The sequence below is a fragment of the Streptomyces sp. NPDC048442 genome (assembly GCF_040651475.1).
Classification (GTDB): domain Bacteria; phylum Actinomycetota; class Actinomycetes; order Streptomycetales; family Streptomycetaceae; genus Streptomyces.
The window spans coordinates 415,101-427,101 of the sequence record NZ_JBEZKB010000002.1 but is presented as its reverse complement, the minus strand read 5'-3'; the positions used below and the strand labels follow the sequence as shown (position 1 = coordinate 427,101).

Genomic DNA, 12,001 nt, shown 5'->3' with positions numbered 1-12,001 from the left:
CCGGGGACGATGAGGTGGGGTTGCAATGAACGCGCCGTACGACGGTGACCGCGGCCAGCGCGCGGGCGGCGATGCGGCGGGCCATGCGCCCCCGCAGCAGCAGCCCGCGCCACCCGCCCAGGACGACCCGTACATGCAGTCCGCCTACGACCACGACCCCTACCGGTCGCAGGACATCTCCGCGCAGGACCCGGTGACGGAGGCGCTCTACGACCGCGCCTCCCATCCTCCGCCGCCGCCCGGCACCTACCAGGACACGCAGCCGCTGTACCAGCAGCCCGCACCGCCGCCGCACGCCCCGAACCCGAGGGTGTGGGCCCAGACCCCGCCGCCCGAGCCCGACGGCCCGTCGCGCCACCTGCCGTACGGGGACGACGCCCGCACGGTGCAGTTCACCGGCCTCGACGACCTGGTGACCCGGGCGAGCGAGGACGACCAGCCGGAGAGGGACGCGTTCGCGCACCTCTACCGCGACCAGCAGACCCCCGGAGTGCCCGCCCCTGCGGTACCCGAATCACCGGTCGCCCCGGCCGCCGTGCCGAAGAAACCCGCGGGCCGTGCGGCGAGCCTGATGAAGTCCAGTGCGGTGATGGCCGCGGGCACCATGGTCTCCCGACTCACCGGCTTCATCCGCTCCGCACTGATCATCGCGGCGCTCGGCGCCGGCCTGCTCGGCGACACCTTCCAGGTCGCCTACCAGCTCCCGACGATGATCTACATCCTGACCGTCGGCGGCGGCCTCAACTCCGTCTTCGTGCCCCAACTCGTGCGCGCGATGAAGGAGGACGCGGACGGCGGTGAGGCCTACGCCAACCGCCTGCTGACCCTCGTCACCGTCGCCCTGGGCGCCCTCACCGCTCTCGCGGTGGTCTTCGCCCCGCTGCTGGTCCGCTTCATCTCGGTGCCGATCTCCGACAACCCGGCGGCCAACGACGTCGCGGTCACCCTGCTGCGCTACTTCCTGCCCACGATCTTCTTCATGGGCGTCCACGTGGTGATGGGACAGATCCTCAACACGCGCGGAAAGTTCGGCGCGATGATGTGGACCCCCGTCCTCAACAACATCGTCATCATCAGCACGCTCGGCATGTTCATCTGGGTGTACGGCACCTCGGCGACCTCCGGAATGACGGTGTCGAGCATCCCGCCGGAGGGCGAACGCCTCCTCGGTATCGGCGTCCTGCTCGGTCTCGTCGTCCAGGCCCTCGCGATGATTCCGTACCTGCGCGAGACCGGTTTCAAGCTGCGCCCCCGCTTCGACTGGAAGGGCCAGGGCCTCGGCAAGGCCGCCAAGCTCGCCAAGTGGACAATCCTGTTCGTCCTCGCCAACCAGGCGGGCGCCATCGTCGTCATCCAGCTCGCCACCGCCGCCGTCGGCAAGGAGGGCAACGGCATCGGCTTCGCCGCCTACGCCAACGCCCAGCTCATCTGGGGCCTGCCGCAGGCCATCATCACCGTCTCCCTGATGGCCGCCCTGCTGCCGAGGCTGTCGCGGTCGGCCAACGAGGGCGACGCGGGCGCGGTCCGCGACGACATCTCGCAGGGGCTGCGCACCACCGCCGTCGCCATCGTCCCCATCGCCTTCACGTTCCTCGCCCTGGGCGTGCCGATCTGCACACTGATCTTCGGCTCCTCGGGCATCACCCCGGCCACGAACATGGGCTACATGCTGATGGCCTTCGGCCTCGGCCTGATCCCGTACTCCGTGCAGTACGTCGTGCTGCGCGCCTTCTACGCGTACGAGGACACCCGCACCCCCTTCTACAACACGGTCATCGTGGCCGTGGTCAACGCCGGAGCCTCCGCGCTCTGCTACTTCGTCCTGCCGGACCGCTGGGCCGTGACCGGCATGGCCGCCTCCTACGGGCTCGCCTACTCGATCGGCGTCGGCATCGCCTGGCAGCGGCTGCGCAAGCGCCTCGGCGGCGACCTGGACGGTGCGAACGTCCTGCGTACGTACGCACGTCTGGCAATTGCTTCGATTCCGGCAGCCATGCTTGCCGGTGCAGTGGGGTATGCGCTCTCACAGGCCCTCGGCCAGGGAGTTTTCGGCTCTCTCGCTGCTCTGATCGTGGGCGGGGCAGTCCTGCTCGGCGTTTTCTTCGCCGCGGCGAAGAAAATGCGCATCGCGGAACTGAATGCCCTGGTCGGCATGGTCCGCGGGCGCCTGGGCCGCTGAGAATCAGGTAGGTCCGCACAACCATCGCCCGCCGCCGTGTGTCGTGCACAGCAGCGGACTGTGGGCACAATTGGCAGGGCTGCTCAGCAGCGCGCAACGGATGGGGAGGCAGGAACGACGGTGGCGGAACGTAGCACGGCTGCCGTCGACGTGGCCGACAACAGCGGTGACGGTCCTTCTCCCGCCCCCGGCGGGAAGGCATCGTCTGCCTCTGATGCGGACAGGGCCACGGCCGACGGGGTGGCGGAAGGCCAGGACACACCGGAAATGAGCACGCAGAACGAGGCGGGCCGGAAGAAGGGCACCGAGACCCCCATCGTCGCGCCCGAACTGCACAGCGGCCACAAACTGGCCAGACGGTACCGGCTTGAGGAGTGCGTCACCCGTCTGGACGGGTTCAGCAGCTGGCGTGCGGTCGACGAGAAGCTGCGGCGGGCCGTCGGCGTTCATCTGCTGCCCGCCGACCACGCCAGAGCCCGCTCCGTGCTCGCCTCGGCCCGCTCCTCCGCACTGCTCGGCGACCCCCGCTTCGTACAGGTCCTGGACGCCGTCGAGGAGAACGACCTCGTCTACGTCGTCCACGAGTGGCTGCCCGACGCCACCGAACTGACCACCCTGCTCGCCTCCGGGGCGCTGGAACCGCACGACGCGTACCAGCTCGTCAGCCAGGTGTCGCAGGCCATGGCCGCCGCACATCGGGAGGGCCTGTCCCACCTGCGGCTCACCCCGAGCGCCGTCCTGCGCACCTCCACCGGCCAGTACCGGATCCGCGGCCTCGCGGTGAACGCAGCCCTGCGCGGCATCACCTCCGAGCGACCCCAGCTCACCGACACCGAGGCGATCGGCGCACTGCTGTACGCGTCGCTGACCCAGCGCTGGCCGTACGAGAGCGATGCCTACGGTCTCTCGGGGCTCCCCAAGGGCATCGGGCTGATCGCCCCCGACCAGGTACGGGCCGGCGTCCACCGGGGCCTCTCCGAGCTCGCCATGCGGGCTCTGGCCAACGACGGCGCCACCGCCTCTCGCCAGGAACCGCCCTGCACGACCCCCGACGAGCTGGCCAAGGCCGTCGCCGCGATGCCCCGCATCCGCCCGCCGGAGCCGGCTTTCACCCCACGCCCCGAATACCAGCGCACCAACTACCAGCAGGGTTCGTACGGCCGCCCGCAACCCCGTCCGGCTGCCGCTCAGGCGGCGGCGCCGGTGCCACCGCCGCCGCTCCAGAGCCGCACCGGCAAGGCCCTCAAGTGGAGTGTGGCCGCTCTGCTCATCGCAGCGATCGGCCTGGGCAGCTGGCAGCTCGCCGACACCCTGCTGGACCGGCGCGGCACGAACGACGACACCCAGACGCAGACCGATCCCAAGAGCAACGAGGGATCGAAGGTCGTCGTGCCCAAGCCGCTCGCCATCAAGGACGCCGCCGAGTTCTATCCCGACGGCTCGCCGCAGGCCGCCGGCGAGGTGGCGAAGACGTACGACAACGACAGCACTTCGTACTGGCGTACCAAGTGGTTCGTCGACGGCCCCGACCTGGTTCCCTCCGTCAAGAAGGGCGTGGGCATCGTCTACGACCTCGGGGCGAAGCAGAACGTGGCCGAGTCGTCGATAGCGCTCCGGTACCCGGGAGACCACACCACGATCACCCTGTACGCGACGGACTCACTGTCCTCGTCCGGCGACGTCGACTCGATGCAGAAGATCGCCACCACGACCACCAAGGGTTCGAAAGCCTCGATCAAGGCAAAGAAGCCGGTGAAGACGCGCTACGTACTGCTCTGGATGACGGCCATGCCCTTGGCCGGCCAGGAGGGCTACAGCGGCGCGGGTCACAAGCAGGCCATAACCGATGTGAAATTCACAGGCTGACTCAGCCGTCAGGGGAGAGGGGGGCTCACCGTTGGACGACGTCACACTGCGCGATGCCGACGACCAGGATCTCCTGGCCCGGCACGTCAAAGGGGATCCGGACGCCTTCGGCGAGCTCGTACGCCGGCACCGCGACCGGCTGTGGGCGGTGGCCCTGCGCACCCTGGGCGACCGGGAGGAAGCCGCCGACGCCGTCCAGGACGCCCTGGTGTCCGCCTACCGGGCCGCCCACACCTTCCGCGGGCAGTCCGCCGTCACCACCTGGCTGCACCGAATAACGGTGAACGCCTGCCTCGACCGCGCCCGCAAGGCCGCCTCCCGCAAGACTTCGCCCGTGGACGACACCGAGCGCCTGGACCAGCTCCTGGAACCCCACGAGTCCGCCGAGGCCCCCGCCGAACGTCAAGACCTGCACCGCGAACTCCTGGCCGCGCTGCGCACCCTGCCTGTCGAGCAGCGGGCCGCACTGGTCCTCGTCGACATGCAGGGATACCCGGTGGCAGAGGCCGCCCGCGTCCTCGACGTACCGACCGGAACCGTGAAAAGCCGCTGCGCACGCGGCCGGGCCAGACTCCTTCCTCTCCTCACTCATCTGCGCACCGGTACCAGGGGTAGCGACGACTCCGGAGGGGGAAGGAACCGGAGGCCGGGGACATCCGTCCCACCGGCAACGGAACCTAGGGACGCAGGGCCGAACGGTCCTGCCGCTGTGAAGGGCGGAGGTGGGCGCGCGTGACATCCACGACCGGCACGGCTCAGCACCCGGATGTCGCGGAGATCGCCGACCTCGCGGAGGGACTGCTGTCGCCGTCCCGCACCGAGGACGTGCGGCAGCACCTCGACGGCTGCGAGCTCTGCGCCGACGTACGGCTGTCCCTGGAGGAGATCCGTGGAATGCTCGGCACCCTTCCCGGACCGCAGCGAATGCCCGCGGACATCGCCGGGCGGATCGACGCGGCCCTGGCTGCCGAAGCCCTGCTGAACTCCACGGCATCCGACGACATGGCACACGACGCCGACGAGTCCGTCGATGTTTCACGTGAAACATCGCATACGCCTGTGCGCCGGGCCTCCGGCCTTCCGGCTGCCGACCGTCCTGCCACCGACCTTCCGGCTGCCGACCGTCCTGCTGGCGACCGTCCGTCCGCCGACCAGCGGGCCGACCGCCCGGCCGGCCACGCCCGCGCCACGACAGGCCCCGGCCGGCCCGTGTCCCGCAAGCCCCGCAGGCGCACCGTGTGGAGCGCCGTCCTGGGCGCCGCCACACTCGGCCTCGGAATCCTGCTCGTCCAGTCGTTCCAGTCCACTCCGAGCCAACAGGGCAAGGACGCCACGTCCGCCGCCCGGAGCCAGCAGTTCTCCGGCGACCCGCTCCAGGGCCGCGTAAAGACACTGCTCGACTCATCGCACTCGGAGGGCCTGCACACCCCCAAGGACAAGAACGCCCCGTCGGTCGACATCCAGGAGAGCCCCAACTCCACGAAGCAGTCCCTCGGCGTCCCCTCCTGCATCCAGAAGGGCACCGACCGCACGGACACGCCGCTGGCCACCGAGCAGGGCACATACGAAGGAAAGCAGGCGTTCCTCGTGGTGCTACCGCACACCTCCGACAGTTCCCTGGTCCAGGCGTACGTCGTCGACGCCGCATGCGTCGGTGCCGCGTCCACGGGCAAGGGCGAACTGCTGCTGACGCACGCCTACCCTCGTCGCTGACACACGCGCCAATGCGCTCGTCCGTCTCGGGAATGCCAGGCCCGTAGTATCCGTTGGGTGGGGTGAAAGGTTCAGACCGGGCCCCGGTTGGCAGTAGGCAGTCTGCAGAGACGAGGAAGAAACCCGTGAGCGACGTCCGTAATGTGATCATCATTGGCTCCGGGCCGGCCGGTTACACCGCCGCGCTGTACACCGCGCGCGCTTCGCTGAAGCCGCTGGTGTTCGAGGGCGCAGTCACCGCCGGCGGCGCGCTGATGAACACCACCGAGGTCGAGAACTTCCCCGGCTTCCGGGACGGCATCATGGGCCCGGACCTGATGGACGGCATGCGCGCCCAGGCCGAGCGTTTCGGTGCCGAGCTCGTCCCCGACGACGTCATCTCCGTCGACCTCACCGGCGACATCAAGACGGTCACCGACACCGCCGGCACCGTGCACCGCGCCAAGGCCGTGATCATCTCCACCGGCTCCCAGCACCGCAAGCTCGGCCTCCCCCAGGAGGACGCACTCTCCGGGCGCGGCGTTTCCTGGTGCGCCACCTGCGACGGCTTCTTCTTCAAGGACCACGACATCGCCGTGGTCGGCGGCGGCGACACCGCGATGGAAGAGGCCACGTTCCTCTCCCGCTTCGCCAAGTCCGTCACCATCGTGCACCGCCGTGACACCCTGCGCGCCTCCAAGGCGATGCAGGACCGCGCCTTCGCCGACCCGAAGATCAAGTTCGCCTGGGACAGCGAGACCGCTTCCCTTGAAGGGGACCAGAAGCTCTCCGGGATCACGCTGCGCAGCACCAAGACCGGCGAAACCGCCCCGCTGGATGTCACCGGCCTGTTCATCGCCGTCGGACACGACCCCCGCAGCGAGCTCTTCAAGGGCCAGGTCGAGCTGGACGACGAGGGCTACGTGAAGGTCGAAGCCCCCTCGACCCGCACCAACCTGGCCGGTGTCTTCGCCGCGGGCGACGTCGTCGACCACACCTACCGGCAGGCCATCACGGCTGCCGGCACCGGCTGCTCCGCCGCGCTCGACGCCGAGCGCTACCTCGCTGCGCTCGCCGACAGCGAGAAGGTCGCCGAGCCCGAGAAGACCCCGGCTGCCTGACCCTCCCCACCCCACCCACACCCAAGAAGTGAAGGAGGCCGCCGTGGCCGCCCTGAAGAACGTGACTGACGACTCCTTCGACGAGGTCGTCCTCAAGAGCGACAAGCCCGTCCTCGTCGACTTCTGGGCCGCCTGGTGCGGTCCGTGCCGCCAGATCGCGCCGTCCCTCGAAGCCATCGCGGCCGAGCACGGCGACAAGATCGAGGTCGTCAAGCTCAACATCGACGAGAACCCGGCCACTGCCGCCAAGTACGGCGTCATGTCCATCCCGACGCTGAACGTCTACCTGGGCGGCGAGGTCGCCAAGACGATCGTCGGCGCCAAGCCGAAGGCCGCGATCGTCCGCGACCTGGACGCCTTCATCGGCGAGCAGTAGTCCGCCGCTGTTGTTTCACGTGAAACGGTGAGGGCCCACCCCGACGGGGTGGGCCCTCACCGTTTTCGCTACAGCGGCCGGAGCGCCGGATCCTTCTGGACCACGCCCAGCAGCTTGTCCAGCGCCAGTTCCACGTCTTCCTTCCAGGAAAGCGCCGTACGGAGCTCGAGTCTCAGCCGGGGATACCTCGGATGCGGCCGCACCGTCTTGAAGCCGACCGCCAGCAGATGATCCGCCGGGAGCAGACAGCCCGGCTCCTTCCAGCGCGCATCACCAAACGCTTCGATGGCCTTGAAGCCCCGCTGGAGAAGGTCCTTGGCCACCGTCTGCACCATCACCCGCCCGAGCCCCTGCCCCTGGTATCCGGGCACGATCAGCGCCGTCATCAGCTGCACCGCGTCGGGGGACACCGGGCTCGTGGGAAAGGCCGTCGCCCGCGCCACATACGCCGGAGGCGCGTACATCACGAAGCCCACCGGGACCTCGTCCACATAGACCACCCGGCCGCAGGACCCCCACTCCAGCAGGACGGCCGAAATCCAGGCCTCCTTCTCCAGCTCTGCCCTGCCCGCCCCTATCGCTGCTTCTCCACGAACGGGATCGAGTTCCCAGAAGACGCAGCCGCGGCACCGGTTGGGAAGATCCGCAAGGTTGTCCAGCGTGAGCGGTACGAGCCGACGCCCCATGAAGGCTGTTCCCCACTTTCTTCGCCTGCCGCATCGCGAGCGGCGCTCAGTGCGCTCCGCTCCTGGATCAAGCTGCCGACGAACCCGCCGACAGCCCCAAGTCCGAGCGCTGCAGTCACCAATTGGCCCCGGCTCACCGTTCGCATGGCTCCGCCCTCCCTGAGGTGGATCACAGTGGATGCGCCGTACCACCAAGCATCGTATCCACCGGGCAATCGGACGGGTACCGACGACAAGCAAAGGGCGGGGGTGTTCCGGCCATTGCCGCAACACCCCCGCCCTTCACCACAGTTCGCGGAGGCTCAGCTCTCCTCGTCCTGCCCGTCCTGCTCGGTGAGGCTCTTCTCCAGAACGCGCCCCTCGCCCGGGGCCAGGGTGCCCAGGATCCGCTCCAGATCCTCCACCGACGCGAACTCGACGGTGATCTTCCCGCGCTTCTTCCCGAGGTCGACCTTCACCCGCGTCTCGAACCGGTCCGACAGGCGCGACGCCAGGTCCGACAGTGCGGGAGCCATCAAGGCCCCCGCCCTCGGCCCCTTCGGCTTCGTCTCGCTCTTCGGCTTGGAGTTCATCAGCTTGACGATCTCCTCGGTCGTGCGCACCGAGAGGCCCTCGGCCACGATGCGCTTGGCGAGGACGTCCTGCTCGTCGGAGTCATCCAGCGTCAGCAGGGCCCGCGCATGACCGGCCGACAGCACACCGGCCGCCACCCTCTTCTGCACCGGCGCGGAAAGCTTCAGCAGACGCAGAGTGTTGGAGACCTGCGGGCGCGAACGACCGATCCGGTCGGCGAGCTGGTCGTGCGTGCAGTCGAAGTCCTTCAGCAACTGGTCGTAGGCCGCGGCCTCTTCCAGCGGGTTGAGCTGGGCGCGGTGCAGGTTCTCCAGCAGAGCGTCGAGCAGGAGCTTCTCGTCCTCGGTTGCCCGGACGATCGCGGGAATCCGCTCCAGCCCGGCTTCCTTGCACGCCCGCCAGCGCCGCTCACCCATGATGAGCTCGTAGCGGTCCGCGCTCGTCTGCCGCACGACGACGGGCTGGAGGAGACCCACTTCCTTGATGGAAGTGACCAGCTCGGCAAGGGCGTCGGTGTCGAACACATCGCGCGGCTGCCGGGGGTTGGGGTTGATCGCCCGGATCGGCACCTCGGCGAAGTACGCACCGGTGGGCGACTCCATCGGCTCCGCCGCAGCGTGCTCAGGTTCCCGCTCCTGCGACGGCACCGATGTTTCACGTGAAACATGGTCCGAAGGCAGTGCGGTCACCTTCGCCGCAGCCACCCCACGCTCGGCCGTCAGTACCCCCGGCGCGGACACCGGCGACACCGGAGCCGACTCGGAAGCAGGCGTCTGCCTCTCCTGCGGACCCTGCGGGAACAGCGCGCCGAGCCCGCGTCCCAGTCCTCTAGGTCGATTGCTCATTGGACACCCTCCGCCATGCTGTGCTGATTGTTCTGGTCGACAGCATGGGCGTGCTGCGCCTCGTAGAAGACACCGGCCCCCCGCAACGCGATCTCCCGCGCCGCTTCGAGATACGACAGCGAGCCGCTGGAGCCCGGGTCGTAGGTGAGCACGGTCTGCCCATAGCTGGGAGCCTCCGAGATCCGGACGGACCTCGGGATACTGGTCTTGAGGACTTCCTTGGCGAAGTGACTGCGCACTTCCTCCGCCACCTGCGAGGCGAGCCGGGTCCGGCCGTCGTACATGGTCAGCAGGATCGTCGACACATGCAGTTCGGGGTTGAGGTGCCCACGCACCAGCTCCACGTTCCGCAGCAACTGGCCGAGACCTTCCAGCGCGTAGTACTCGCACTGGATCGGGATCAGCACTTCCTCACCCGCGACCATCGCATTGACGGTCAGCAGCCCCAGGGACGGCGGGCAGTCGATGAGGACGTAGTCCAGCGGCTGCTCGTACGCCTGGATCGCACGCTGGAGTCTGCTCTCCCGTGCCACCAGGGACACCAGCTCAATCTCGGCGCCGGCCAGATCGATGGTGGCCGGGGCACAGAAGAGACCCTCGACGTCCCGGACCGGCTGGACCACGTCCGACAGCGGCTTGCTGTCGATCAGGACGTCATAGATCGAAGGAACTTCGGAGTGATGGTCGATTCCCAGCGCCGTGGAGGCGTTGCCCTGCGGATCGAGGTCGATCACCAGAACCCGCGCACCGTGCAGGGCGAGCGAGGCAGCGAGGTTGACCGTTGTCGTGGTCTTCCCCACGCCGCCCTTCTGGTTGGCGACCACCATCACACGTGTCTGCTCAGGCCTCGGCAGCCCCTCGCCGGCACGGCCGAGAGCATCTACCGCCAGTTGGGCAGCACGACCAATGGGGGTGTCGTCCGGCAGGGGCGATGTTTCACGTGAAACATCGTCTCCCGCCGCTTCGGTACGGGGGCCGGGGACCGGATCGGTCATCGGTCCCGCGATGTTGGCGTCGGACCGCAAGGATTCACTCTCCTCGACTTCAGGCTCGTAATGCTCAGAGCCTGTCACGCTTTGGGGGTCATGAACCAGTGAGGCCCGTTCTCCTGTGGAAGAACCCGCCCTTGTGGACAACCCCATGGCCCTTTCGGGTCTCGATTCGTGCGGAGTGGCAGCCGCACGACCCCGGCTGATGATTCCTTGCAGCAGCGAGCGACGTTTCACGTGAAACACGATGCACGGGCGGACTCACCAAGAGACCCCGACACTCCGCGCCGCGTACGTACGGCGCCTTGTATGGAGCATCACCGGGACATCATCCGTTCAGCGGCGACGCCGCGCCCTGCCCGTCCGCGCCGCCTTTGCCCGCTTCGCCGCGAACCGCACACCGCCCGGACTCTCCCGGACCTCGACGCGCACCACCGTGGAGAGCGGATCCACCACTCCCTCGCCGACCTGGAGCACTTCGGTCTTCACCACACCGAGCTTGCTGAGCGCGGCCCGCGCACCCTTGAGCTCCTCCTCGGCGGTGTCACCCTTGAGCGCGAGCATCTCGCCGTACGAACGCAGCAGCGGAACGCCCCAGCCGGCCAGCCGGTCCAGCGGAGCCACCGCGCGCGCGGTCACCACGTGCACGGGCTCCACCTTCCCCATGACCTCCTCGGCCCGGCCCCGTACGACCGTGACATGGTCCAGGCCCAGCAGCTCGACGACCTCCTGAAGGAAGTTCGTACGCCGCAGCAGCGGCTCAAGCAGGGTGATCTTCAGGTCGGGGCGTGCCAACGCGAGCGGAATTCCGGGCAGACCGGCACCCGACCCCACGTCGCACACGGTGATGTTCTCGGGCACGACCTCCGAGAGCACGGCACAGTTGAGCAGGTGCCGCTCCCACAGACGCGGCACCTCGCGCGGGCCGATCAGCCCACGCTTGACTCCCGCGTCCGCGAGCAGCTCCGCGTACCGAACAGCCTCCGGGAAGAATTCACCGAATACTGCCTTGGCTACTTCCGGGGCCTGGGGAAGCTCCGCTGCTGCCTCCGTCACGGGGACCGTCCTTCCGTACCGCACTATGGTGGCTGACTATCAGGCTGACAAAGATCGGCCCCGCCTGCGAACAGACGGGGCCGAAAGGCAAGAATCCGGTCAGGCCGGGAGCACAACGACGAAGCGCTCGGGCTCCTCGCCCTCGGACTCGCTGCGCAGACCCGCCGCGGCGACCGCGTCGTGCACGACCTTGCGCTCGAACGGCGTCATCGGGTCGAGCTTCACCGGAGCGCCCGAGGTCTTGACCTCGTCCGCCGCCTTGGCGCCGATCTCCGCGAGCTCCTCGCGCTTCTTGGCCCGGAAGCCCGCGATGTCCAGCATCAGCCGGCTGCGGTCACCGGTCTCGCGGTGCACGGCGAGGCGGGTCAGCTCCTGAAGCGCTTCGAGCACCTCGCCGTCACGGCCCACGAGCTTCTGCAGGTCACGGCCGCTGGAGTCGCTGATGATCGAGACAGCGGCCCGGTCGGCCTCGACATCCATGTCGATGTCGCCGTCGAGGTCGGCGATGTCGAGCAGACCCTCGAGGTAGTCGGCCGCGATCTCGCCCTCCTGCTCCAGGCGCGACAGCGTGTCGGTGCCCTCGGCAGGGGCGGAGGAAGTGGTGGTGCCGTCCGTCAC

General features: G+C 68.7%; 11 protein-coding genes. 6 read left to right on the top strand and 5 right to left on the bottom strand.

Going from position 1 to position 12,001, the window contains the following annotated elements; genetic code table 11:
* Positions 1-25: 25 nt before the first annotated feature.
* The 6 genes from murJ (at position 26) to trxA (ending at position 7,234) form a co-directional block, all read left to right on the top strand.
* Positions 26-2,179 (top strand): murein biosynthesis integral membrane protein MurJ, encoded by a 2,154-nt coding sequence (gene murJ, locus AB0D18_RS05820; protein ID WP_362413302.1) that lies wholly within the window; start codon positions 26-28, stop codon positions 2,177-2,179.
* Between the two features lie 120 nt (positions 2,180-2,299).
* Positions 2,300-4,045 (top strand): protein kinase family protein, encoded by a 1,746-nt coding sequence (locus tag AB0D18_RS05815; RefSeq protein WP_362413301.1) that lies wholly within the window; start codon positions 2,300-2,302, stop codon positions 4,043-4,045.
* 31 nt (positions 4,046-4,076) lie between these two features.
* Positions 4,077-4,781: an RNA polymerase sigma factor SigM gene (gene sigM, locus AB0D18_RS05810; RefSeq protein ID WP_362413300.1), complete on the top strand. Its 705-nt coding sequence runs from the start codon at positions 4,077-4,079 to the stop codon at positions 4,779-4,781.
* Complete coding sequence (locus AB0D18_RS05805; RefSeq protein WP_362413298.1) at positions 4,778-5,758, top strand: hypothetical protein; 981 nt, start codon at positions 4,778-4,780, stop codon at positions 5,756-5,758. The genes sigM and AB0D18_RS05805 overlap by 4 nt, the downstream gene beginning before the upstream one ends.
* Positions 5,759-5,883: 125 nt before the next feature.
* The gene (trxB, locus tag AB0D18_RS05800; RefSeq protein ID WP_362413296.1) at positions 5,884-6,858 is read left to right on the top strand and encodes a thioredoxin-disulfide reductase; all 975 of its coding nucleotides are present in this window, start codon (positions 5,884-5,886) and stop codon (positions 6,856-6,858) included.
* A gap of 43 nt (positions 6,859-6,901) precedes the next feature.
* Positions 6,902-7,234 carry a thioredoxin gene (trxA, locus tag AB0D18_RS05795; protein WP_362413294.1) on the top strand — a complete coding sequence of 111 codons (333 nt, stop codon included), beginning with the start codon at positions 6,902-6,904 and terminating at the stop codon, positions 7,232-7,234.
* Between the two features lie 68 nt (positions 7,235-7,302).
* Here trxA and AB0D18_RS05790 read toward each other — a convergent pair whose 3' ends face one another.
* From AB0D18_RS05790 to AB0D18_RS05770, 5 genes are all read right to left on the bottom strand, one after another.
* Positions 7,303-7,920, bottom strand: a complete 618-nt coding sequence (locus tag AB0D18_RS05790; RefSeq protein ID WP_362413292.1) for a GNAT family N-acetyltransferase — start codon at positions 7,918-7,920, stop codon at positions 7,303-7,305.
* A 302-nt stretch (positions 7,921-8,222) separates the two neighbouring features.
* On the bottom strand, positions 8,223-9,338 hold the full coding sequence (locus AB0D18_RS05785; RefSeq protein ID WP_362413290.1) for a ParB/RepB/Spo0J family partition protein: 1,116 nt from the start codon (positions 9,336-9,338) through the stop codon (positions 8,223-8,225).
* Positions 9,335-10,411 carry a ParA family protein gene (locus tag AB0D18_RS05780; RefSeq protein ID WP_362413288.1) on the bottom strand — a complete coding sequence of 359 codons (1,077 nt, stop codon included), beginning with the start codon at positions 10,409-10,411 and terminating at the stop codon, positions 9,335-9,337. The genes AB0D18_RS05785 and AB0D18_RS05780 overlap by 4 nt, the downstream gene beginning before the upstream one ends.
* A 252-nt stretch (positions 10,412-10,663) precedes the next feature.
* The gene (gene rsmG / locus AB0D18_RS05775; protein ID WP_362413286.1) at positions 10,664-11,383 is read right to left on the bottom strand and encodes a 16S rRNA (guanine(527)-N(7))-methyltransferase RsmG; all 720 of its coding nucleotides are present in this window, start codon (positions 11,381-11,383) and stop codon (positions 10,664-10,666) included.
* 99 nt (positions 11,384-11,482) lie between these two features.
* Positions 11,483-12,001, bottom strand: a complete 519-nt coding sequence (locus AB0D18_RS05770; RefSeq protein ID WP_362413284.1) for a R3H domain-containing nucleic acid-binding protein — start codon at positions 11,999-12,001, stop codon at positions 11,483-11,485.

Bases quoted from the DNA above. Each gene is read 5' to 3' on its own strand.
- murJ (WP_362413302.1), top strand. From the start codon at position 26: ATGAACGCGCCGTACGACGGTGACCGCGGCCAGCGCGCGGGCGGCGAT.
- AB0D18_RS05790 (WP_362413292.1), bottom strand. From the start codon at position 7,920: ATGGGGCGTCGGCTCGTACCGCTCACGCTGGACAACCTTGCGGATCTT.
- AB0D18_RS05785 (WP_362413290.1), bottom strand. From the start codon at position 9,338: ATGAGCAATCGACCTAGAGGACTGGGACGCGGGCTCGGCGCGCTGTTC.